This window comes from Actinomadura rugatobispora (assembly GCF_055379765.1).
Genome location: NZ_AP029191.1, coordinates 1,459,378 through 1,481,099 on the forward strand (window position 1 = coordinate 1,459,378; position 21,722 = coordinate 1,481,099).

Annotated in this window: 22 protein-coding genes; 8 read left to right on the forward strand and 14 right to left on the reverse strand. The window is 74.1% G+C overall.

Translation table 11 applies throughout. The features are described 5' to 3' along the window. Nucleotides 1–244 precede the first annotated feature (244 nt). From ACZ466_RS05955 to ACZ466_RS05965, 3 genes are all read left to right on the forward strand, one after another. Complete coding sequence (locus ACZ466_RS05955) at nt 245–2,860, forward strand: PQQ-dependent sugar dehydrogenase (RefSeq protein WP_378284236.1); 2,616 nt, start codon at nt 245–247, stop codon at nt 2,858–2,860. 33 nt (nt 2,861–2,893) lie between these two features. After that, a complete protein-coding gene (locus ACZ466_RS05960) occupies nt 2,894–3,814 on the forward strand; it encodes a phosphotransferase family protein (protein WP_378284237.1) in 921 nt (306 codons plus the stop codon). 67 nt (nt 3,815–3,881) lie between these two features. Then, on the forward strand, nt 3,882–4,160 hold the full coding sequence (locus ACZ466_RS05965) for a TFIIB-type zinc ribbon-containing protein (RefSeq protein WP_378284238.1): 279 nt from the start codon (nt 3,882–3,884) through the stop codon (nt 4,158–4,160). Nucleotides 4,161–4,273: 113 nt separating this feature from the next. On the opposite strand, the gene ACZ466_RS05970 is transcribed toward ACZ466_RS05965, so the two are convergent. Together ACZ466_RS05970 and ACZ466_RS05975 are read right to left on the reverse strand one after the other, a co-directional pair. Next, nucleotides 4,274–6,949 (reverse strand): polynucleotide kinase-phosphatase, encoded by a 2,676-nt coding sequence (locus ACZ466_RS05970; protein WP_378284239.1) that lies wholly within the window; start codon nt 6,947–6,949, stop codon nt 4,274–4,276. Next, the gene (locus ACZ466_RS05975) at nt 6,946–8,427 is read right to left on the reverse strand and encodes a 3' terminal RNA ribose 2'-O-methyltransferase Hen1 (RefSeq protein WP_378284241.1); all 1,482 of its coding nucleotides are present in this window, start codon (nt 8,425–8,427) and stop codon (nt 6,946–6,948) included. Before ACZ466_RS05975 ends, ACZ466_RS05970 begins: the two co-directional genes overlap by 4 nt. 63 nt (nt 8,428–8,490) lie before the next feature. Here ACZ466_RS05975 and ACZ466_RS05980 point away from each other — a divergent pair, with 63 nt between their 5' ends. Then, nucleotides 8,491–9,342, forward strand: a complete 852-nt coding sequence (locus tag ACZ466_RS05980) for a TIGR02452 family protein (RefSeq protein WP_378284242.1) — start codon at nt 8,491–8,493, stop codon at nt 9,340–9,342. 60 nt (nt 9,343–9,402) lie between these two features. Here ACZ466_RS05980 and ACZ466_RS05985 read toward each other — a convergent pair whose 3' ends face one another. From ACZ466_RS05985 to ACZ466_RS06010, 6 genes are all read right to left on the reverse strand, one after another. Then, complete coding sequence (locus tag ACZ466_RS05985; protein WP_378284243.1) at nt 9,403–10,329, reverse strand: LLM class F420-dependent oxidoreductase; 927 nt, start codon at nt 10,327–10,329, stop codon at nt 9,403–9,405. 72 nt (nt 10,330–10,401) lie between these two features. Further along, a complete protein-coding gene (locus ACZ466_RS05990; RefSeq protein ID WP_464042968.1) occupies nt 10,402–10,938 on the reverse strand; it encodes a DUF11 domain-containing protein in 537 nt (178 codons plus the stop codon). Nucleotides 10,939–11,210: 272 nt separating this feature from the next. Continuing rightward, the gene (locus ACZ466_RS05995; protein WP_378284245.1) at nt 11,211–12,032 is read right to left on the reverse strand and encodes an EamA family transporter; all 822 of its coding nucleotides are present in this window, start codon (nt 12,030–12,032) and stop codon (nt 11,211–11,213) included. Beyond that, a complete protein-coding gene (locus ACZ466_RS06000) occupies nt 12,032–12,583 on the reverse strand; it encodes a MarR family winged helix-turn-helix transcriptional regulator (protein ID WP_378284247.1) in 552 nt (183 codons plus the stop codon). The genes ACZ466_RS05995 and ACZ466_RS06000 overlap by 1 nt, the downstream gene beginning before the upstream one ends. Before the next feature lie 50 nt (nt 12,584–12,633). Further along, nucleotides 12,634–13,905, reverse strand: coding sequence for a sensor histidine kinase (locus tag ACZ466_RS06005; RefSeq protein ID WP_378284248.1), 1,272 nt, complete (start codon nt 13,903–13,905; stop codon nt 12,634–12,636). Continuing rightward, nucleotides 13,902–14,558, reverse strand: a complete 657-nt coding sequence (locus tag ACZ466_RS06010; protein ID WP_378284249.1) for a response regulator transcription factor — start codon at nt 14,556–14,558, stop codon at nt 13,902–13,904. The genes ACZ466_RS06005 and ACZ466_RS06010 overlap by 4 nt, the downstream gene beginning before the upstream one ends. Nucleotides 14,559–14,734: 176 nt before the next feature. Between ACZ466_RS06010 and ACZ466_RS06015 the strand changes: the two genes are divergently transcribed. Genes ACZ466_RS06015 through ACZ466_RS06030 form a run of 4 tightly spaced genes read left to right on the forward strand, consistent with a single transcriptional unit; the run spans nt 14,735 to nt 18,238 of the window. Further along, the gene (locus ACZ466_RS06015; RefSeq protein ID WP_378284250.1) at nt 14,735–15,289 is read left to right on the forward strand and encodes a hypothetical protein; all 555 of its coding nucleotides are present in this window, start codon (nt 14,735–14,737) and stop codon (nt 15,287–15,289) included. Beyond that, nucleotides 15,286–16,329, forward strand: coding sequence for a peptidoglycan-binding protein (locus ACZ466_RS06020; protein WP_378284251.1), 1,044 nt, complete (start codon nt 15,286–15,288; stop codon nt 16,327–16,329). Before ACZ466_RS06015 ends, ACZ466_RS06020 begins: the two co-directional genes overlap by 4 nt. Continuing rightward, a complete protein-coding gene (locus ACZ466_RS06025; protein WP_378284252.1) occupies nt 16,326–17,036 on the forward strand; it encodes an ABC transporter ATP-binding protein in 711 nt (236 codons plus the stop codon). The genes ACZ466_RS06020 and ACZ466_RS06025 overlap by 4 nt, the downstream gene beginning before the upstream one ends. Then, nucleotides 17,033–18,238 carry an ABC transporter permease gene (locus ACZ466_RS06030; RefSeq protein WP_378284253.1) on the forward strand — a complete coding sequence of 402 codons (1,206 nt, stop codon included), beginning with the start codon at nt 17,033–17,035 and terminating at the stop codon, nt 18,236–18,238. The genes ACZ466_RS06025 and ACZ466_RS06030 overlap by 4 nt, the downstream gene beginning before the upstream one ends. 25 nt (nt 18,239–18,263) lie before the next feature. Here ACZ466_RS06030 and ACZ466_RS06035 read toward each other — a convergent pair whose 3' ends face one another. From ACZ466_RS06035 to ACZ466_RS06060, 6 genes are all read right to left on the reverse strand, one after another. Continuing rightward, nucleotides 18,264–18,743 (reverse strand): hypothetical protein, encoded by a 480-nt coding sequence (locus tag ACZ466_RS06035; protein ID WP_378284254.1) that lies wholly within the window; start codon nt 18,741–18,743, stop codon nt 18,264–18,266. A gap of 226 nt (nt 18,744–18,969) precedes the next feature. Continuing rightward, complete coding sequence (locus ACZ466_RS06040; RefSeq protein WP_378284255.1) at nt 18,970–19,146, reverse strand: hypothetical protein; 177 nt, start codon at nt 19,144–19,146, stop codon at nt 18,970–18,972. Next, on the reverse strand, nt 19,143–19,622 hold the full coding sequence (locus ACZ466_RS06045) for a hypothetical protein (RefSeq protein ID WP_378284256.1): 480 nt from the start codon (nt 19,620–19,622) through the stop codon (nt 19,143–19,145). The genes ACZ466_RS06040 and ACZ466_RS06045 overlap by 4 nt, the downstream gene beginning before the upstream one ends. After that, nucleotides 19,619–19,870 carry a hypothetical protein gene (locus tag ACZ466_RS06050; protein WP_378284257.1) on the reverse strand — a complete coding sequence of 84 codons (252 nt, stop codon included), beginning with the start codon at nt 19,868–19,870 and terminating at the stop codon, nt 19,619–19,621. Before ACZ466_RS06050 ends, ACZ466_RS06045 begins: the two co-directional genes overlap by 4 nt. A 64-nt stretch (nt 19,871–19,934) precedes the next feature. After that, on the reverse strand, nt 19,935–21,176 hold the full coding sequence (locus ACZ466_RS06055; protein WP_378284258.1) for a helix-turn-helix domain-containing protein: 1,242 nt from the start codon (nt 21,174–21,176) through the stop codon (nt 19,935–19,937). A gap of 67 nt (nt 21,177–21,243) precedes the next feature. Further along, entirely contained in the window at nt 21,244–21,714 is a 471-nt protein-coding gene (locus ACZ466_RS06060; protein ID WP_378284259.1) for a DUF4352 domain-containing protein, read from the reverse strand. Nucleotides 21,715–21,722: the final 8 nt, after the last annotated feature.

Genomic DNA, 21,722 nt, shown 5'->3' on the forward strand with positions numbered 1-21,722 from the left:
GACCCGCTGACCGCATGCGGTTGGGGGCTTGGCCACGTGCGGTCTGATCACTTCCCTACGCCTGGAAATCATTCATCGTTCCAGTCGGGGTAGCAGATCGTATGACTCCCCTCGGGGCACAGAAGGGGTTTGCGTCGTGGTCCTTGAAAATTCCGGGCGACGTTCCGCGCTACGCGGCGATCGCGGCCGTTCCCTTCTCGCCGGGCTCCTCGTCCTCGCCCTCGTCGGAACGCTCCTGGCGGCCGTGAACTGGCCGCGCCCCGCGCGGGCGGCGGCGCTCCCGGCCAACTTCCAGGAGAAGACGGTCTTCTCCGGGCTGACGATGCCGACGAACGTGGAGTTCTCCCCCGACGGCCGGGTGTTCGTGGCCGAGAAGAGCGGCGTCATCAAGGTGTTCGACTCGCTCACCGACACCACCCCGACCGTGTTCGCCGACCTGCGGCCGCAGACGTTCAACGGCTGGGACCGCGGCCTGCTCGGGCTGGCGCTGCACCCCGACTTCCCCGCCGACCCGAGGGTGTACGTGATGTACACCTACAACGGCGTGCTGGGCGGTCCCCACCCGCGCTGGCCGTCCTCCGACGGCAGCAACGAGCAGTGCCCCGACCCGCCCGGCGCCAACAACGAGGGCTGCGTCGTCGCCGGCCGGATCTCCGTGCTGACGCAGGCGGTGCAGTCGCAGGGCGCCCTCAAGGCGGCGCGGGCCGCGCCCACCGAGCAGGTGCTGCTGGAGGACTACTGCCAGCAGTTCTCCAGCCACTCGGTCGGCACGATCGCGTTCGGCTCCGACGGGATGCTGTACGCGGGCGGCGGCGACGGCGCCAGCTTCCAGTACGCCGACTACGGCCAGAAGAACAACCCGTGCGGCGACCCGCCGCGGCCCGCGGGCACCTCGCTGACCGCGCCGACCGGCGAGGGCGGGGCGCTGCGCGCGCAGGACCGGCGCACCCCGTCCGACCCGACCACGCTGGACGGCACGATCGTCCGGCTCGACCCCGACACCGGCCGGGCCGCCCCCGGCAACCCGACCACCACCGGGGACGAGAACGCCAAGCGGATCGTGGCCTACGGGCTGCGCAACCCGTACCGGTTCACGATGCGTCCCGGCACCAACGAGGCGTGGGTGGGCGACGTCGGCTACACCACCTGGGAGGAGATCAACCGGGTGTGGTCGCCGACGACCGAGGTGCGCAACTTCGGCTGGCCCTGCTACGAGGGGTACGGCCGCACCCCCGGCTACGACGCCGCCAACCTGAACATCTGCGAGAACCTGTACGCGGCGGGCGACTCGGCGACCGTCTACGCCCGCTACATCTACAAGCACAGCGACAAGATCGTGCCCGGGGAGAGCTGCGGCACCGGCAGCTCCTCCATCAGCGGCCTGTCGTTCTACGCCGGGACGACCTACCCCGCGCAGTACCGGAACGCGCTGTTCTTCACCGACTACGCCCGCAAGTGCGTGTGGGCGATGAAGCCCGGCGCCGACGGCCTCCCGGACAAGACCAAGATCGAGACGTTCGCGACCGGCACCGGGTCGATGGTCGAGCTGCAGCAGGGCCCCGGCGGGGACGTCTTCGCCGTCGACATCGCCGGCGGCCGGGTCGTCCGCTACGTCTACAACGGCGTCAACAACCCGCCGGTCGCGGTCGTGAAGTCGGACGTGACCAGCGGCCCGCTGCCGCTGGAGGTGACGTTCGACGGCAGTACCTCCAGCGACGCCGACGGCAACGTGCCGCTCACCTACGCCTGGGACCTGGACGGCGACGGCGCCTTGGACGACTCCACCGCGGCCAGGCCCACCCGCACCTACACGGCCAAGGGCAAGTACACCGTCGGGCTCAAGGTGACCGACACCCGCGGCGCCACCGACACCGCCACCACGGTGATCACAGCCGGGTCCACCCCGCCGGTCGCCGCGATCACCTCGCCCGGCGCCGACCTGACCTGGACGGTCGGGGACGAGGTCCCGTTCGCCGGGCGCGCCACCGACGCCGAGGACGGCGAGCTGACCGGGGACTCCCTGAAATGGGAGATCATCATGCACCACTGCCCGAGCAACTGCCACGTCCACACCATCACCGGGCAGAACGGGCAGAGCGGCGAGTTCACCGCGCCCGACCACGAGCACCCGTCCTGGCTGGAGCTGCGGCTGACCGCGACCGACTCCGACGGCCTGGCCGACACCCGCAGCGTGGAGCTGTACCCCAAGACCAGCCAGGTCACGCTGGCCAGCAACCCGCCGGGCGTGCCGCTGACGCTGCTGGAGCGGACGCAGGCGGCGCCGTTCACCGGCCCGGTGATCAACGGTTCGACGGTGTCGGTGTCGGCGCCGACGGAGACCCAGCTGGTCGGGAGCAAGGTGTACGAGTTCACCGGCTGGTCCGACGGCGGCGCCGCCACCCACAACATCACCGCGGACGACGGGGACGTCACCCTCACCGCCAACTACAAGCTGAAGACGAACCTGGCGCTGAACCGGCCGGTGAAGGTGTCCAGCGTGGAGAAGGCGGGGCTGGAGGGCCCGAAGGCGGTGGACGGGATCCCGGCCAACCCGCCGCCGGGGACCCGCTGGTCGAGCGTCCGCGCCGACCCGCAGTGGCTGGAGGTCGACCTCGGCTCCGTGCGCAGCGTCGGCTACGTGCTGCTGCGCTGGGAGACCGCCTACGCGACCGGGTTCCGGATCGAGACCTCCACCGGCGGCGGCGTGTGGACGACCGTGCACACCCGCACGAACGGCGACGGGGGGATCGACGTCGTCCCGTTCACGCCGCGCGACGCGCGCTGGGTGCGCGTGTACGGCGTCAAACGCGCGACCACGTACGGCTATTCGCTGTGGGAGATGGAGATCTACGACCGCTGACGCGCCGGGGGCGGGATGGTGTTCACTGGACGGATGCCTCCCGACCCCGACCGGCCGCCCCCCTCGCCGGAGCTGTTCGGCCGGCTCGCGGAGATCGGGGCGGCCGAGGCCGGGGCCGGGCATGAGCCGCAGATCCTGTACGACCGGCACGGCGTCCTGGTCGTGCGGGTCGGCGACGTGGTCGTCAAGGCCCACCAGGCCGACCGCGACGGCGGCCCGCTCCTGGAGGCGCGGATGCGGGTGGCCGACGCGCTGCCCGAGCTGCTGCTGCCGTCGCTGGGCCCGCCGCGCGAGGCCGGCGGCCGCGTGGTCACGCTGTGGCCGTACGGGGAGCCGGTGACGCCCGAACCCGGCGCGCTGCCCTGGGAGGACGGGGCACGGCTGCTGGCCGGGCTGCACTCCACCCCGCCGCCCGAAGGCACGCCGGGCTGGGGGCGGCCGGAGCGAGTCGCGCGGCTGGTGACGCGACTTGACGGCGGCACGGCCGCCGAGCAGGAGATCCGGCGCGCGTTCGGCACGCTCCCCGCCTGGATCCGCGAAGAGCCCGGCGCGGCCCCGCCGCCGGACGCGCCGCGCGGCCTCCTGCACGGGGACTGGCACCTGGGGCAGATGGTGCGCGTCCAAGGCACATGGCGGCTGATCGACGTGGAGGACCTCGGCCTCGGGGACCCGGCCTGGGACCTGGCCCGGCCCGCGGCGCTGTACTCCGCCGGGGTCCTCGCGCACGACGACTGGTCCCGCTTCCTGGGCGCCTACCGCGCCTTCCGGGGGCCCGCCGTGCCGGCGGAGGGAGACCCCTGGGAGGTCCTGGACGTTCCCGCGCGAACTCTGGTGATCCAGATCGCGGCCACGTGCGTCCAATCCGCACGGAAGGACGAACGACCGCTCGACGGGCCCGAACAGGCGCTCGTCGACACCTGCACCAGAATCTCCAGCGTGGGGTCCCCGGCATGACCTGGCGTCTAAGCTGCCCTACATTTAGCCTCTACCTGGGGATCCATACCGGAAGGACGACAAGGCGATGCACTGTCCCAAGTGTCGTGGCGTGATGCGGACCTACACCCGCAACGGCGTCCACATCGAGCAATGCGACAACTGCCGGGGGATCTTCCTCGACTACGGCGAGCTTGAGGCGCTGAGCAGGATGGAGGCCCAGTACAGGGCCGCCCCGCCGGCCGCGCCGGCCGCGCCCGCGTGGGGCGCCCCGGCCGCGCCCGCCCAGGTGCACCATCACCACCACGGCGGGCACCACCACCGTCCCTACGGTGGCGGCGTTTTCCACATGCTCTTCTCCACCTGATCCCAGGCGGGGGAGCGACCAGAGGGAAGAGCCCGCGGGATCGCTCGATCCCGCGGGCGTTCCGCGTGCCCGCCGTCGAAGCCGTGCCCGCCGCGGCCGGGCGGGGAGGGCGCTCAGAGGCGGGGGTCGACGGGCTCGGACTCCAGCGCCAGCACGGCGAACACCGCCTGGTGGACGCGCCACAGCGGTTCCCCGGCCGCGAGCCGCGTCAGGGCCTCCTGCCCCAGCGCGTGCTCCCGCATCGCCAGTGACCGCTTGCGGCCGAGCGAACGGCGCCGCAGCCGTCCGAGGTTCCCGGGCTCGGTGTAGTCGGGGCCGTAGATGATCCGGAGATACTCCCGGCCGCGGCACTTGATGCCCGGCTGTATTCGCCTCTCCTCCGGGGGAGGGTTCTGTTCCCCGAGCAGCGGCTTGACGACCATGCCCTCGCCGCCTTCGGACGTGAGCTTCTCCCACCACGCGGTGACGTCGGCGACGGAACGCTCCGACCCCAGGTCCACGGCGCGCCACTCGGTCGCCTGGAGCAGCCCCGACTCGTCCGCCGCCGCGAGCCTCCCGGCCACCGCCATGTGCCAGTCGTGGCCGTGCCGCATCGCCCAGGCCGTGCCCTCGCCCGCCAGGACCTGGAACGGGGCCAGCCTGACCCCGTCCAGGCCGTCGACCGTCCAGCAGTAGCGGGCGTAGGCGTCGCGGAAGAGGCCGGCGTTGGCGGCGCGGCGGTCGACGTGCTCGCGCAACGCGCCCACGTCCAATCCCCGCGCCTCCGCCGCCGCCAGCACCCCGGACGCCATCGGCAGCGCCGCCCGCGCCGCCGCCCCGGTCGCCGCGTACTGCGTGCGGATCAGGTCCATCGCCTTGGCCGACCACGGCAGCAGCTCGCAGTCCAGCGCCAGCCAGCCGGTCTCCAGCTCGTCCCAGAGCCCCGCGGCCGTGACCGCGGCGCGCACCCGGTCGAGGACCTCGCCGGTACGGGCGGGGTCGCGGAAGAACGACCGCCCGGTACGGGTGTAGACCGCGCCGGTCGTGCCGTCGTTCACGCCGAAGCGGGCGGCGGCGACACCGTCGTCGCGGCAGACCACGACCACGGCGCGCGAGCCCATGTGCTTCTCCTCGCACGCCACCCGCTCCACGCCCGCGTCACGGTACGCCGCCAGCGCCTCGGCCGGGTGCTCCAGCAGACCGGGCAGCTCGGACGTGTCAGTGTCATTCTGGGGGGACGACCCCCCAGACCCCCCGGCAACGGCTGCGCCGTCAGTCCTCGCTTCGCTGCGGCTGTCGGCGGGAGCCATCGTCGGCGGCAGGTACACCAGCCAGCGCGGGTCGACGGCGAAACGGCTCATCACCTCCAGCGCCGCCACCGCGTTCTCGTGCCGGACCGCGACCCGGCCGAGCAGCCGGGTGTGCACGCCCTCGGCGTCCAGCACGTCCTCGATCTTCAGGACGTCGCTCTCCCGGTGCCCTCCGGCCGGCGCCGTCTCCGGCTCGGCCTCGAACGGGCGGACCGGCTCGTACCAGACCTGCCGGGCGGGACGGGAGACCAGCTCGCGCTCGGGGTAGCGCAGCGCGGTCAGCCGCCCGCCGAACACCGCCCCGGTGTCGAGGCAGATCGTGTTGTTGATCCACTCCGGTACGGGCACGGGCGTGTGCCCGTAGACGACCATCGCCTCGCCCCGGTAGTCGCGGGCCCACGGGTAGCGCACCGGCAGGCCGTACTCGTCGGTCTCGCCGGTGGTGTCGCCGTAGAGCGCGAAGGAGCGGACCCGTCCCGAGGCGCGCCCGTGGTAGTCCTCCTTCAGCCCGGCGTGCGCGACCACGAGCCGACCGCCGTCGAGCACGTAGTGGCTGATCAGGCCGTCCATGAACCGCATCGCCTCGTCGCGGAACCCGGCGGGTTCGGCCGCGAGCTGCTCCAGCGACTCCGCCAGCCCGTGCGCGACCCGCACCTTCCGGCCGCGCAGCGCCCGCACCAGCTTGGCCTCGTGGTTGCCGGCCACGCACAGCGCCTGACCGGCGGCCGCCATCCCCATGACCAGGCGCAGCACCCCCGGCGAGTCCGGCCCCCGGTCGACGAGGTCGCCGACGAACACGGCGGTGCGGCCGCCGGGGTGGTTCGCCCCGGCGGCGCGGCCGAGCGCGTCGCGTTCGATCTCGTAGCCGAGGTCGCCGAGGAGGTCCTCCAGCTCGGCGCGGCAGCCGTGCACGTCGCCGATGACGTCGAACGGACCGGTCAGCTCGCGCCTGTCGTTCCACGCCTTCTCGTAGGCGATGGTCGCGGCGTCGATCGCCTCCGTGCCCTCCAGGACGTAGGACCGCCGGAACTCCCGTCCCGCCAGCGCCCGCAGGCTCCGCCGCAGCTCGCGGCGCTGCCTCGGGATCACGTGCGGGGGCAGGTGGGACCGCTCAGGGCGTGCCGCGTTGCGTTCGGCGGCCACCCGCTCGGGCACGTCCAGCACGATCGCGACCGACAGCACGTCGTGCTCCTTGGCGATCCGCAGCAGCGCCTCGCGCGCCTTGGGCTGCACGTTGGTCGCGTCGACGACGGTCAGCAGCCCGCGCCGCAGCCGCTTGCGGACGATGTAGTGCAGCAGGTCGAACGCGTCGCCGGTGGCGGACTGGTCGTTCTCGTCGTCGGACACCATCGCCCGGCAGCGGTCGGACGACACCACCTGGCTCGGCGCGAAGTGCCTGCGGGCGAAGTGCGACTTGCCGGAGCCGGAGATCCCCACGAGCACGACCAGGCCCATCTCCGGCACCCTGATCGTCGTCGGCGCCGCGGTGGTCGTATTCAAGCCGCCTCCTTCACGAAAACGCCCATCTGGGTGGGCGCGCCGACCTCGGGGTCGTCGTCGCCCACGGGCACGTACCGGACCCGGTAGCCGAACGCGGCGGCGACCCGGCCCGCCCACTCCTCGAACTCGGCCCGGGTCCATTCGAACCGGTGGTCGGGATGGCGCGCCGCGCCGGGGGCCAGGCCCTCGTAGCGGACGTTGTACTCGACGTTCGGCGTGGTCACGACCACCACCGCGGGACTGGCGTCGCCGAACACCACGCGTTCCACGGCGCCGAGCCGGGGCGGGTCGACATGCTCGATCACCTCCATGAGCACCGCCGCGTCGTAGCCGCGGAACCGCTCGTCGGTGTAGGTCAGCGCGCTCTGCAGGATCTCCACCCGCGGCGGCCGGTCCGGGCCGGCCTGGTCGGGCAGGCCGCGGCGGTGCGCGATCTGCACGGCCCGGTACGACACGTCCACCCCGGTGATCTTCTCGAAGCGGCGGTCCTGCTTGAGGCGGGCGACCAGCTTCCCGGTGCCGCAGCCCAGGTCGATGACGCGCGCGGCGCGCTCGGCGTGCAGCGTCTCCAGGACCGCGCGGATCCGCCGCTCGGCCAGCGGCACCGGCGGCTCGGCGGCACCCTCCGACTCCGGATCGGGCTCGGGCGCGCCCGGCTCGGCGGCGGTCGGGTCGACGGGGGGCGGCTCCTCCTCCAGCGGGTCGCGGTCCAGCTCGTCCTCGGGCGCGCCGTCGGCGTCGGCGAGCCGGCCCAGCGCGGCCCGCACCAGGCCGCGCCGGTTGGCCAGGTAGCGGCGGGTGATCGCGGCCCGGTCCGGATGCGCGGCCAGCCAGCCCTCCCCCGCCCTGATCAGCTTGTCCACCTCGTCGGAGGCGATCCAGTAGTGCTTGGCCTCGTCCAGCACGGGCAGCAGCACGTACAGCTGGTTGAGCGCGTCGGCCAGGCGCAGCTCACCGGCCAGGCGGAGCGTGACGTAGCGCGAGTCGCCCCACTCGGGGAAGGCGGGGTCGAGCGGCACCGGCGCCGCCTCGACCCGCCAGCCCAGCGGCGCGAAGTACCGCTCGGCGCGCTCCGGCCCGCCCCGGCACGGCAGCGCGGGCAGGACGACCTCCAGCGGGATCGGGCGCGCGGCCAGCTCGGGACGGGCGTCGCAGCGGCCGCGCATCGCCGTGCGGAAGGTGTTCGCCATCGCCGAGGCCAGCAGGGACGACGCGGCGTAGGGCCGGTCGTTGACGTACTGGCCGAGGGAGAAGTCGGGCGTGCCCTTGCCCCGCGTGCGCACCAGCGCGACCGGGTCGACGTCCAGCAGCAGCGCCGCCGTGCAGCGCTCCTCCCCCGCCTCCGGATAGAACACGTGCGCGGTGCCGAAGGACTGCCCGAACGCCTGCGCCTTGTCCGGATGCTTGTGCAGCAGGAAACCGAGGTCGGACGCGGGCGATCCCGCGAGGGCGGCCGTGGTGGTGATCGTCAAAAGCACGGGTTCAGTGTGGCCGATATTCAGACGCCCTTTCGAATGATTTCTGCCAGAATGCTCGGCGATATGAGCAGACATCCGCGGCGGGCGACCGCGCAGGAGACGGTGGCGATCATCGAGCGGGGCGCGTACGGCGCGCCGTCCGGACGGACCGTCCGGATCGCCGACGACCTCGAACGATCCGTGCGCGACAGCGTCCTGCACACCCCGGAGGAACTGGACGCGCTGCTGGCCGCCGGGCCGTCCCGCGCGGCGGCCGAGCCCGACCGGGGGACCCGGCTCGAGGTCACCGGCGAGACGACACTGGCGGCGGCGAGGCGCCTGGGCGACGCCTCGGAAGTGCCGTTCGCACTCAATTTCGCCTCCGCCAAGAATCCCGGCGGCGGCTTTCTCAATGGCGCGCACGCGCAGGAAGAGGGCCTCGCGCGCTCCTCCGGCCTGTACGCGTCGCTGCGCGCCCGGCGCCGGTTCTACGACTTCCACCGCGAGCAGGGCGACCTGCTCTACAGCGACCACATGATCTACTCGCCCGCCGTCCCGGTGTTCCGCGACGACGCGGGCCGGCTGCTGGAGGAGCCGTACCCGGTGGCCTTCCTCACCTCGCCCGCGCCCAACCGCGGCGCGATCCGCGACCCGGAGAAGACCGCGCTGATCCCGGCGGTGCTGGCGGAACGGGCCCGCAAGGTGCTGGCGGTCGCGGCCGTGCACGGCCACGGGCGGCTGGTGCTGGGCGCGTGGGGCTGCGGGGTCTTCCGGAACGACCCGCGGGAGGTCGCCGCCGTGTTCGCCGGGCTGCTCGGCCCGGGCGGGGAGTGGGCGGGCGCGTTCGAGCACGTGGTGTTCGCGGTCTGGGACACCGCCGAGGGCGCGCCCAGGCACGCCGCGTTCGAGGAGGTCTTCGCCGGTCTCACCGGCTGAGCCCCGAGGTTCTTCCCGGGACGGGCCGCCTCCCGTTCGCACGGGGGCGGCCCGCGCCCGCTACAGCTTGGCCAGGATCTCCGCGGCCACCAGCTCCAGGTGATCGAGATCGTGCGGGTCCAGGACCTGGAGGTACAGGCACTCGGCGCCCAGCTCACGGAACGTGCCGATCTTCTCCAGCACCTCGCCGGGCGTCCCGGCCAGGCCGTTCTCCCGCAGCTCGGGCACCGCGCGGCCGATCGCGTCGGCCCGCCGCTTCACCTCGGCCTCGTCCCTGCCGACGCACACCACCTGCGCGGCCGAGTACACCATCGGCTTGGTGCGCCCCGCCTCCCGGCAGGCCGCCCGCACCCGGTCGAACGCCGCCGCCGTGTCCTTCGCCTGGTGGAAGGGCACGTTGTACTCGTCGGCGTGCGCGGCGGCCAGGCGCGGCGTGCGCTTGGCCCCCACCCCGCCGATCAGCACCGGCGGCCCGCCGTCCTGCGCCGGCTTGGGCAGCGCCGGAGACTCGGCGAGCCGGTAGTAGCGGCCCTCGAAGTCGAAGGTGGAACCGGCCGGCGTCCGCCACAGCCCGGTGATGATCTCCAGCTGCTCCTCCAGCCGCTCGAAGCGCTCCCGCAGGCCGGGGAAGGGAATCCCGTAGGCGGTGTGCTCGGCGTCGAACCAGCCGGTGCCGATCCCGAAGTCGACCCGGCCGCCGCTCATCTGGTCGACCTGCGCGACCGAGATCGCCAGCGGGCCGGGCAGCCGGAACGTCGCCGCCGTCACCAGCGTGCCCAGCCGGATCCGGCTGGTCTCGCGGGCCAGCGCGCCCAGCGTGACCCAGGAGTCGGTGGGCCCCGGCTCCCCGGACACGTCCCCCATCTTGAGGTAGTGGTCGGAGCGGAAGAAGGCGTCGAAGCCGAGGTCCTCGGCGGCCTTGGCCACCGCCAGCAATGTCTCGTACGCGGCCCCCTGCTGGGGCTCGGTGAAGATCCGAAGACGCATGATCCCATCCTCGTACGAACGGCCGGCCCCGCGCGCCGCGGGGCCGGGAAACGTCCCGGATCCCGCCGGGCGTCAGTCCCGCCAGGACGGCCGGTACTTGGTCGACTGCTCCTTCTGCTTGGGCTGGTACTTCGTCGCGGGCCGCCCCTCCGGCGCGGAAGGCCGGCCCTGCTGGCTCTGCTGACCTTGCTGACCCTGGCTCTGCTGGCCCTTCTGCGCGGGCGCGGCGCCGTCCACGGTCGTGCGGACCTGAGTCCGGTTGTCGGTCAGGTCCGTCTCGCGGGTCGAGGTCGTCACCCGCACCGGCGCCCGCAGGACCGTGCCGGGCCGCACGTCCTGGGACGGCCGCAGCGTGATCCGCATCGACCGCTCCTCGCTCGCCTCCAGCGTGCCGATCGAGCACGCCACCGTCGCACCGCCGCGGGTGCACGAGCTGTGCTGGAAGTCCCCCATGTTGTCGGTGCGGACGGCCCCGTCCGGCAGGCTCGCCGTGAGGATCACGTTCCGCGCCCGGTCCGGACCCGCGTTGCGGACGGTCACGTCGTACGGGACCTCCGCGCCTGGCCGGACCCTGGCCGGGGCCTCCGCCTCCACCGAGACGTCGGCCACGTCCCGCGCGCCCCCCCGTCGCGTGCGCCGCAGCGTGCGCGCCCGCCGGCGCGACGGCGCCGAGCAGCGGCGCCGCGGCCAGCACGGCGAGACGGCGCGCGGCCGCGCGCCCCTTCGATGCGTCGTTGTTCATGTCGCCCCCCGTCGACCTGGCCGGACACCGGTCGGGTCCAGCCGATGATCTTCGTTCTAGCGGCTGCGCGCTTGATCATCTAGCCCGGGCGCGGCGTGTCCACCGACGCGGACGGTCAAACTTCGGCCAAGCCCGTGCGCTATCCGGCCGTGAGCAGCACGATGGCCGCCGCGACCCCGGCGAGCCCGGCCGCCTGCGCCCGGCGGAGCCGCTCGCGCAGCACGGTGACGCCCAGCAGCACCGGGATCGCCGGGTACAGCGAGGACAGCACGACGGCCACCGCGACCAGTTGCAGCCGGGCCGCGAGCATGTAGCAGACCAGCGCGAGCGCCGCCAGGCCGCCGGTCAGCGCCGCCCACGGGACGAGCCGCGCGGGCAGGCCGCGGGCCCCGTCCGAGGTCCGCGGCGAGGTCCGCAGCAGCGGCAGGATGGCCAGCGCCGCGGCGCACCGGCCCGCGACGACCGGCCAGAGCCCCGACTCGGGGCCGGCCTGGGCCAGCGCGAGGTACTGCACGCCGATCCCCACCCCGGCGATCATGGCGTCGATGGTCGCGGCCCCGCTCCCGGGACCGCCCTCGCCGTGCCCTCCGTCGCCGTTCCCCGCGTCCCGCGAGACCAGCCACAGGGCGGGCACCGCGACGGCCACGCCCAGCCAGGCCGGCGCCGACGGGCGGTCGCCCAGCAGCACGACCCCGGCCAGCACGGGCAGAGCGAGCCCGTTCACCGCGCTGACCGGGACGACCACGCTCATCGTCCCCCGGCTCAGCCCCCGGTAGAGGTAGAGCATGCCGAGCCCGGTCCCGACGCCCGACAGCGCCGCGGCCGCCAGGGTCAGGACGAGCCCGCCGAGCTGCCCGGCCAGGGCGACGGCGGCGAAGCCCGCGCGGCGCGACAGCAGCCCGCCCGCCACGTCGGCGATCCCGTACAGCACCGCCGAGGCCAGCGCGAGCAGCGGCCCCATCAGCCGCCCTCCCTCCCGGCGCCGTCGTCCCGCTCCCGGGTACGGCGGCGCTCGGCCGCGCCGACGGGGCAGGCGGCGCCGGCCGTGCAGGCATCGCGGTCGCACAGCCGGCACATCCGCTCGGCGTCGCCGACCTCGTTGTACAGGCGGGTGAGCAGCCGGGACAGCAGGTCCGCCAGGGTCTCCCGCTCGCCCGCGCCGAGGGCGTCCAGCGCGGCGGCCAGCGGGGCGTCGCGGGCGGCCAGCAGCTCGCGCGCCGTGCTCCGTCCCCGCCCGGTGAGCCGGACCGGCACCGCGCGCCCCGGCCCGCGGCCGCGCTCGACCAGGCCGGCGGCGGCCAGGCCGTCCACCATGCGGACCGCCGCCGACTGCGTCAGCCCGACGCGCCGCCCCAGCTCGGTGACGGTGACCTCGGGGGAGGCGGCCAGGACCACCAGCGCCGCCGCCCCGCTGGGCGCGACACCGGCCGCCCGCGCGGCCCCGGCCAGGACCAGGTCCGTCACGGCGAGCGCGGTCGCCCCGAGCAGATTCGCGGTCCGGCTGTCATGCATGACTCATGCATACCCGCGAGAATGCGCCGAAACGCCAAGCTCCGCGTCCGTCACGGCTCCTGAGGCCCGCCCACGTCCGCGACGCCCGCGCCGGAGCCCGCGACGCCCGCGCCGGGCCCCTCGCGGACCGGCAGCCGGACGGTCACGACCAGCCCGCCGCCCTCCCTCGGCTCGGCGGCCACCGACCCGTGATGGGCCGTCGCCACCGCCCGCACGATCGACAGCCCCAGCCCCGACCCGCGGTCCGAGCGCACCCGGTCCTGCCGCAGCCGGCGGAACGGCTCGAAGATCGTCTGCACCTCGTACGGCGGCACCGCCGGCCCCGTGTTGGCGACCACCAGCTCCGCCGCGCCGTCCCGCCGCCCGGTGGCGATCCACACCTCGCCGCCGTCGCGGTTGTGCCGGATCGCGTTCTCCACCAGGTTCTGCACCAGCCGCTCCACCAGCACCGGATCGCCCGCGGCGGGCGCCGCCCGCGCGGTCTTCCGCACCGTCAGCCGCCGTTCCGCGGCCTCGGCGGCCGCCTGGTCCAGCACGTGCCCGGCCACGTCCGCCAGGTCCAGCAGGGCCGGGTCGCTCACCGCGTTCTCCCCGCCGGCCAGGGTGAGCAGCCCGTCGATGAGCCGTTCGTGCCGGCCGTTCACCACCAGCAGCGACTCCCCCAGCCGCCGCACGTCGTCGGTGGCGTCCGGGCGGCGCAGCGCCACGTCCACCAGCGTCCGGTTGATCGCCAGCGGGGTGCGCAGCTCGTGCGAGGCGTTGGCGACGAACCGGCGCTGCCCGTCGAACGACCGCGCCAGCCGCTCCAGCATCGTGTCGAAGGTGTCGGCCAGCTCCCGGACGTCGTCGCGCGGCCCCCGGTAGGCGATCCGCTCGGTGAGGTTGTGGCCGTACGCCACCCGCCGGGCGGTCTCGGTGATCGCGTGCAGGGGACGCAGCGCCCGGTCCGCCAGCAGCCAGCCCAGCCCCAGCGCCGCCGTGCCCACCACGGCCAGCGCGATGCCGCCCTGGGTCAGCAGCGACCGCGTCGTCGTCTCCTGGTAGTCCTGGCGCTCCCGGATCAGCACCCCCTCCACTTGGCGCATCGTGAAGTCGTGCGCCGGCGGCGCCGCACGCCCGGCCCCCTCCGGGACGGGACCGCTCGGCGCGATGGCCGTCCTGACCGCGCCCGCCGGCTGCATGGTCTGCCGGAGGTTGTTCTGCACCAGGAAGTAGGTGAGGGCCAGCAGGACGATGCCCGCGGCGATGAACAGCCCGCCGTACAGCAGCGTGAGCCGCACCCGGATCGTGGGCCTGAACCTGTCGGCGGCGATGAGCGTCATGGGATGCGGTACCCCGCTCCCGGGACGGTCTCGATCACTGGCGGGTCGCCCAGCTTGCGGCGCAGCTTCATCAGCGTCACCCGCACGGTGTTGGTGAACGGGTCGGCGTGCTCGTCCCACGCCTTCTCCAGCAGCCGCTCCGCGGACACGACCGCGCCGCCGGCGCGCAGCAGCTCGGCCAGCAGCCCGAACTCCTTGCGGGCCAGGTGCACGTACCGGCCGTCCCGGTAGACCTCGCGGCGGGCGGGGTCGAGGCGGACGCCGGCGCGCTCCAGCAGCGGCGGGTCGGCCGGGCGGGCGCGGCGGCCCAGCGCGTGCACCCGCGCCACCAGCTCCTCGAACGCGAACGGCTTGGTCAGGTAGTCGTCGGCGCCCAGCCGCAGCCCGTCCACCCGCGCCGGGACGGCGGCGGCCGCGGTGAGCATCAGCACCCGCACCGGCGCGCCCGATTCCACGACGGCGCGGCACACGTCGTCGCCGTGCACGATCGGCAGGTCCCGGTCCAGGACGAGCACGTCGTAGTCGTTGACGCCCAGCCGCTCCAGCGCGGCGTCGCCGTCGTTGACGACGTCGACGGCCAGCGCCTCGGCCCGCAGCCCCTCGGCGATCGAGTCGGCGAGCATCCGCTCGTCCTCGGCGATCAGTATCCGCACGGTCCCGTCCCCATCCACCCGTTCGTACCGGTCCGCGCCACAGCATCCGGCAACCGGCGTAACGCGGGCATAACGCGAACCGGTTACGCGGGGGTTACCGGCCGCCGACTGGACTGCTCCCCGGATTCGGAACCCGCCGGGAACGGCCCGGCGGGCGGTCACGAGGAGATCGATCGATGCGACGGCAAGCGCTCGCGGCGCTGGTCATGGTGCCGCTGCTCGCTCTCGGGGCGTCGTCCTGCGGGGGCGGGGACGGCCAGGGGAACGGCACCGCCACCGGCAAGCCCGCCGCCAAGGAAGCGGACAAGATGCGCGAGTTCGCCAGGTGCATGCGCGCCAACGGCGTGGACATGCCCGACCCGGACGCCGAGGGCCGGGTCTCGATCCGGCACTCGGGCCCGCCCACCAGGATCGACGAGAAGATGAAGACGGCCCAGCAGAAGTGCCGCCATCTGATGCCGAACGGCGGCAAGCCGCCCAAGCCCAAGCCCGAGCAGCTGGCCAAGATGCGCGCGGAGTCCAAGTGCATGCGGGAGAACGGGGTACCGGACTTCCCCGACCCCGACCCCGCGTCCGGCGGCATCGCGATCAAGGCCCGGAAGGGCGGCGGCCTGGACCCCGACAGCCAGACGTTCAAGAACGCGCAGAAGAAGTGCGCCCCCGCCGGCGCGCGGATGGTCACCCACGGCGGCGACGGCCCCGGCCTGAGCGGCAGCGGGGACGGCAAGTGAGGAGGTCGCGCGCCGCGGCGCTGAGCGCCGCCGGGGTGGTGGTGGTCGCCGGCGCCGGGCTGGCGACCACCGGCCTCGGCGGCGGTGGCCGTCCCGCCCCCGCGCGAGGGGCGCTGCCGCCCGACACCACGGCCGTCGAACGGACCACGCTGGTGGAGACGCAGCAGGCCGACGGCACCCTGGGCTACGGCTCGGAGCGCACGGCCGCGGGCTCCGGCGGCGGCACCGTGACCTGGCTGCCCCGGCCGGGCGACCGCATCACGCGCGGGCGGACCGCCTACCGGGTCGACAACCGTCCGGTGCCGCTGCTGTACGGGTCGCTGCCCCTCTACCGGACGCTGTCCGAAGGCCGCGAGGGCCCCGACGTCAAGCAGCTCGAACGCAACCTGCGGGCCCTCGGCTACACCGGCTTCACGGTCGACGGCTCCTTCGAGTCCGGCACCACCGCCGCCGTCAAGCGCTGGCAGGACGATCTCGGGGTGCCCGAGACCGGGACGGTGGCACCCGGCTCGGTGCTGATCGCGTCCGGCGAGATCCGGGTCGCCCAGCGCAGAGCGACCGTCGGCGACCGGCTCGGCGGTGCGGTGTTCACCTACACCGGCACCGCCCGGAAGGTCAGCGTCGACCTGGACGTGCAGTACCAGCGGCTGGCCAGGAAGGGCACGGAGGTGGAGATCGAGCTGCCGGAGGGCGACACCGTCAAGGGCACGATCACCGCCGTGGGCAAGGTCGCCAAGCAGGGGCGGGGCGAGGACCCGACCACGGTGGCGGTCACGGTCGCGGTCGAGGGGCAGGGCTCGCTCGGCTCCTACGACAAGGCGCCGGTGACCGTGCGCATCACCGCCGACCGGCACGCGGGCGTGCTGGCCGTGCCGATCGCGGCGCTGACGGCCCGTCCGGGCGGCGGCTACGCGGTGCAGGTGGTGGAGGGCGGCCGGGTCCGCACCGTGCCGGTGGAGACCGGCGTGTTCACCGGCGGCAAGGTGGAGGTCTCCGGATCGGGCCTGGCCGAGGGCATGCGCGTGGGGGTGCCCAAGTGAGCGAAGCGGTCGTGGAGCTCCGCGAGGTCACCAAGACCTATCCGGGGGACGTCACCGCGCTCGACGCGGTCTCGCTGTCGGTCGCGGCGGGCGAGCTGGTGGCGATCGTGGGGCCGTCCGGCTCCGGCAAGTCCACCATGCTGCACATGATCGGCACGCTGGACCGGCCGAGCTCGGGCACCGTCCTGGTCCGGGGGCGGGACGTGTCGCGGCTCCCGGACCGGCGGCTGTCGGCGCTGCGCGCCCGCCGGATCGGGTTCGTGTTCCAGCAGTTCCACCTGGCGCCCGGGGTGACCGCGCTGGACAACGTCGCCGACGGGCTGCTGTACGGGGGCGTCCCGGTGGGCGGGCGCCGCCGCCGCGCCCGCGCGGCGCTGGAGCGCGTCGGGCTGGGGCACCGCCTCGGCCACCGGCCGCACCAGCTGTCGGGCGGTGAGAAGCAGCGGGTGGCGATCGCCCGCGCGGTGGCGGGCGAGCCGGCGATGCTGCTGGCCGACGAGCCGACCGGCGCCCTGGACTCGGCGTCCGGCGCCGGGGTGCTCGATCTGCTGCGCGAGCTGGCGGCGGGCGGCACGACGGTGTTGCTCATCACCCACGACCGGGACATCGCGGCGACGCTGCCCCGCCGGGTGCGGATGCACGACGGCCGGATCGTCGGGGACGACCGCGCCGTCCCCGGCGGGACCCCGGTGGAGGCCGCTCGATGACCACCACCGTGGACGACGACGCGCCCGCCCGGCTGGGCGCCGGCGACGTGCTCCGGGTCGGCGCCGCGGGCCTGCGCGCCCGCCCGCTGCGGGTGTTCCTGTCCGCGCTCGGCATCGCGATCGGCATCGCCGCGATGATCGGCGTGGTCGGGATCTCCACCTCCAGCCGCGCCCAGCTGCAGGCCACCCTGGACCGGCTCGGCACCAACCTGCTGACGGTGGCGCCCGGCCGGGACTTCTTCGGCGCGGACGCCGGCATGCCCGAGGAGGCGGTCGGCATGATCGGCCGGATGGCGAAGGTGGAGTCGGCGTCGGCGACCGGCAAGGTCACCGACACCGCCGTCTACCGCAACGACCGCATCCCGGAGGGCGAGACGGGTGGGATCAGCGTGCTGGCGGCCCGGGTCGACCTGCCCCGCACGGTGGGCCTCACCATGGCCGCCGGGACGTGGCTGAACGACGGCACCGCCCGGTACCCGGCCGTGGTCCTCGGCTCGGCCGCCGCCGAGCGGCTCGGCGTGGCCGCGCCCGGCGCCCAGGTCTGGCTGGGGTCGCAGTGGTTCACCGTCGTGGGCATCCTGGAGGCCAACGGCCTGGCGCCCGAGCTGAACGCGGCGGCGCTGGTGGGCTGGGACGCGGCGCGGGCCCGGCTGGGCTTCGACGGCCATCCCACGACGGTCTACACGCGCGCGGAGAAGCACGCGGTCGAGGAGGTGCGGGAGCTGCTCGCGGCGACCGCCAACCCGGAGTCGCCCAACGAGATCGAGGTCAGCCGGCCCTCGGACGCGCTGGCCGCCCAGAACGCCACCGACCAGGCGTTCACGGGCCTGCTGCTGGGGCTGGGCGGGGTCGCGCTGCTGGTCGGGGGCGTCGGCGTGGCCAACACGATGGTGATCTCCGTCCTGGAGCGCCGGGCGGAGATCGGCCTGCGCCGCTCGCTGGGCGCCACCCGGGGGCAGATCCGCCTGCAGTTCCTCACCGAGTCCCAGCTCCTGGCGGCTCTGGGCGGGGTGGGCGGGGTCGGCCTGGGCATCGCGGTGACGGCGGTCTACGCCGTCAGCCAGGACTGGCCGACGGTCGTCCCCGCGTGGGCGATGGCCGGGGGGATCGTCGCGACCCTGGCCATCGGCGCGGTGGCGGGCCTCTACCCGGCCATCAGGGCCGCCCGCCTCTCTCCCACCGAAGCCCTGGCGGCCCCCTGACCCCGGAGACGGCGGGGAAGGCGCGTCAGCCGACCTCGGCGCGGGCCTGCACGGTGCCGCCGGACGTGAACGTCACGGTCTTCGGCGTGAAGTCGCCCTTGGCGCACACCTTGCCGATGACCATGTTGCCGGGGCCCAGGGTCACCGACTCCAGCTCGGCGGCGTCCTGGCCGAGCGCCCGGCCCGCGTCGCGGACCGCCCCGTCGGCACCGGCGAGGGCGAAGTACATGGGGTTGACCTCCAGCGTCCCGGGGGTCCGGTTGACGACGGTGACGCGGGCGCAGGAGAAGTCGCCGCCGTGGTAGAGGGTGCTCGGGCGGAACCCGGCCTCCGCGGCGCCGAGCCCGACCGGCCCGGTCGCGTTCCGGCCGATCGCGGGTGGGGCGGACTGGGCGGCGGTCGGGTCGGCGTCTTCGGTGCAACCGGCCGCGAGCAGGGGCAGGGCCAAGGCCAGGACCAGGGGCAGGGCGGCGGCCAGGGCCAGGTTCGTCACGATGGTGCGCAAGCGGTTCGTCCCCGTTTCTCAGGCATGCGTGCATGACCTGACGGGGACGTCCGCGCACCGTGTGCGGCCGGCCAAACCGCGGTGCCCGGGACGTGAGTCATGTCGGGCACGACCGAGTCTACGTACGAATCCGCAGGTCAGCGCCCCTGCGGGTAAAAGCGGGTAAAAACTAGCCCTTGACGAGGGTGTTACCGGCTCATCGTTCACGGCGGCTCCTCAGATGGGCCTACTTGCTGCCCGAGTTCGAATCGGGCTCGGGTACGGGCTCGGCGAGGATCTCCAGCGCCTCGTCGACCTCGTCCGGGTTCCCGCGGAACGGATCGGACTCGGTGCCGAGGTTGCGCATCAACCGATCGAACGCCGCGGCCTTCCGGCCGACACGCGCCCGCTCCGCGTCGCTCACGACGTCGCCCTCCGCAGGACCGCGTCCAGCTCGCGTCCGAGGTAGTCGACGGCGCCCTGCAGGTCGTCGCAGCGGGCCATGTGCGCGCCCGTGGACGAACGGAACCACGCCCCGCTCGCCGCCATGCTCACCGTCTTGCCGGTCTCCGGCAGGGACGGGTGGACGACGCGCAGCCGCACGGGCAGCTCGTGCGGGCGGACCTCGACCCGCCAGCCCGCCTCGGCCAGCGCCCGGCCGAGCTCCCGGAGGATCTCGACGTCGGTCATCGCCAGCCGGCGCAGCCGGTTGCCCAACTCGTCCGCGGTGACGGCCTCGACCTCGGAGACCGCGTGCTGTGCGGGCCAGCCCGTTGCCCGGTCGATCTCGGGCAGGCGGATCGCCCACCAGTTGCCCCGGTCGGTGTGGATGATCGACCAGCCCGGAAAGTCCCGGACGAGCTGAGCTTTGGTCTCCTCGTCCGTCGCCGACGCCGTCACCGGCCCACCCCGCGCAGCACGTCCTGGATTCGGTCGGCCACTGCGGAGAGTTCGGTGACCGGGCCTACGCCTTGGCCCCACGCGAACCGGACGACCCCGTTCTTGACGACGAACGTGTCGTTCAGGGCGGGGTCGTCGGGGTTGGTGACGTGCAGCACCGTGCGGCTGCGCGCCGTCCGCGCCTCAGCCGGCCAGCCGCGCGCGACGAACTCCTCGTGGAGCTTGTTCAGGTGGGCGATGTCGTCCATGCCCACGGACAGTAGGCATGCGAACACACTCCGATTTCACAAGTGTGAAATCGGGGGAAGAAAGTCAGTGCGGGATGCCCATCCGTGCGACCATCCCGCGCAGTTCCCGGGTCGTCGCGCGCGCGTGCGCCTGGGTGTAGAGCACCGCCACCGCCTCCTGGACCGGCTTGTGGTTGCGGATCCACTGCGGCGCGGCGTACTCGGCCCGCAGCAGCCACCGTTCTGCCTGGCCTTGGGTCTTGCGGTCCCGCGCCAGGCCTCGGCCCACGTCGGCGAGGAAGGCGGCGTACCGGCCCCGGCGCCCGGCAGTCTGGCGGTCCGGGGCGCCGGTCAGCTTGGACTCGTCCACTCTGCTCGCGAGTTCGAGGACGGCGCCGCCGCGCTCTCCGTACTCCACGTTCACCGCGACGTCCCAGACGCGCACGTTGGTGGTGGAGAAGCTCATCCAGTTCTCGTCCGGCGTGTCCGGCTGGTGTACGGCGAGGGCGGCGGCCTCGCTCAGCCAGCTGCGCGCGCGGTCTGCGTCCTTCTCGACTGCCGCGGCCAGCGATGCCGACAGGCCGAGCATGCCCAGGACCTGCTGGCCGCGCGTCCCGGTGGCGTGGGCCTGGAGTGCTTCGGCCGCGCGTTCGGCGGCCGCCAGCGTCCTGTTCCACGAGCCGACACGCGGCATCGTGTGCACGCGGCAGAACGCGGCCTGCCCAAGGCGGACCGGGTCGTCGAGGATCGCCGCGGCTTCCTCGGCACGGACGGCGGCCAGGTGCGCCAGGTCCGGGTATCCGAGGTCCTTGCTGGTGAACGTCGCCGCGGTGCACGCCTCGACCAGCGTCTCGAGCGCGACGCGGTAGGCGGCCTCGTCGGCGGGGTCGGCGGCGTGCAGGTGGAGTTCGTCCAAGAGGTCGGGCAGGGCGCGGCCCACGGCCACGTAGTCGCACGCCTGGTGGTGTGCCTCGATCTCGACCATCTCGGCGACCAGTTCGTCCAGCGGCCGGGCGCGTTCGGCGGCCGGCGCCACGAGGCTGTTGGTCTGGAGCGCGAGCCGGATCGGGGGGATGACGGCGTGCGGGTCGGACTGGGCGGGGTCGCGGCCCAGGTGGGGTCCGCCGACCAGTTCGGTCTCCGACACGCGCAGCGCGCCGGCCAGCGCGGAGATGTGGGAGCGGCGGTCAAGGGACCGCAGGCCGCGCTCGGCCATGGACAGGAACGAGACGGACAGGTCGGCCTGCCCGGCGAGCTGGGCGAGGCTCATCTGCCGCCACCGCCGTAGGGCCCGAAGTCGGGCACCGACGGTAATCCCATCGTGCATTGGCCCTGCACCTTCCTGAGTGGTCGCGCCTTCAGGCTAAGGCGCAGGGCCGAATCTCGTCAGTGCGTCAGGCCACTTCGGCGCGGGCCAGCTCCTGCAGCAGCTCATCGGTCATCGCCACGATCGCCGGGGTGAACTTCCCCTTCGCGCATACGGTGCCCTTGGCCGTCTCGCCGGGCGCCAGCGTGGTCGTGGGCACCTGCCCCTGGTAGTCGCCCAGGGCGTCGCTGCTCTCGTGCTTCTCGCCCTTGCCGTCGACGAGGGAGAAGTACAGCGGGTTGACTGCGAGGTTGCCCTTGCGCTGGTTGGTGATGGTGACGCGGACGCAGGACAGGGCGCTGCCGTCGCTGAGCACGCTGGCCTTGGCCTTGGCCGGCGTCGCGGCCAGCTTCACCGTGGTCTTCTTCTTGGGCTTGGCCGAGCCGGCACCCTTGTCGGCGGGCTGGACGGCGGTGGGCTCGGCGCCCTCGATTTCGCAGCCGGTCACGGTGAGGACCGCGGTGAGACCGAGGGCGACGGCGGTGATGGAGGTGCGCATAGTGGATC

Excerpts from the sequence above, each read along its gene's own strand:
- ACZ466_RS05965 (WP_378284238.1), top strand. The coding sequence starts at position 3,882 with ATGCACTGTCCCAAGTGTCGTGGCGTGATGCGGACCTACACCCGCAAC.
- ACZ466_RS05995 (WP_378284245.1), bottom strand. The coding sequence starts at position 12,032 with ATGGGGCCGCTGCTCGCGCTGGCCTCGGCGGTGCTGTACGGGATCGCC.
- ACZ466_RS05985 (WP_378284243.1), bottom strand. The coding sequence starts at position 10,329 with ATGCGTCTTCGGATCTTCACCGAGCCCCAGCAGGGGGCCGCGTACGAG.
- ACZ466_RS06005 (WP_378284248.1), bottom strand. The coding sequence starts at position 13,905 with ATGACGCTCATCGCCGCCGACAGGTTCAGGCCCACGATCCGGGTGCGG.
- ACZ466_RS05960 (WP_378284237.1), top strand. The coding sequence starts at position 2,894 with ATGCCTCCCGACCCCGACCGGCCGCCCCCCTCGCCGGAGCTGTTCGGC.
- ACZ466_RS05980 (WP_378284242.1), top strand. The coding sequence starts at position 8,491 with ATGAGCAGACATCCGCGGCGGGCGACCGCGCAGGAGACGGTGGCGATC.
- ACZ466_RS06055 (WP_378284258.1), bottom strand. The coding sequence starts at position 21,176 with ATGCACGATGGGATTACCGTCGGTGCCCGACTTCGGGCCCTACGGCGG.
- ACZ466_RS06050 (WP_378284257.1), bottom strand. The coding sequence starts at position 19,870 with ATGGACGACATCGCCCACCTGAACAAGCTCCACGAGGAGTTCGTCGCG.
- ACZ466_RS06015 (WP_378284250.1), top strand. The coding sequence starts at position 14,735 with ATGCGACGGCAAGCGCTCGCGGCGCTGGTCATGGTGCCGCTGCTCGCT.
- ACZ466_RS06060 (WP_378284259.1), bottom strand. The coding sequence starts at position 21,714 with ATGCGCACCTCCATCACCGCCGTCGCCCTCGGTCTCACCGCGGTCCTC.
- ACZ466_RS06030 (WP_378284253.1), top strand. The coding sequence starts at position 17,033 with ATGACCACCACCGTGGACGACGACGCGCCCGCCCGGCTGGGCGCCGGC.
- ACZ466_RS06000 (WP_378284247.1), bottom strand. The coding sequence starts at position 12,583 with ATGCATGACAGCCGGACCGCGAATCTGCTCGGGGCGACCGCGCTCGCC.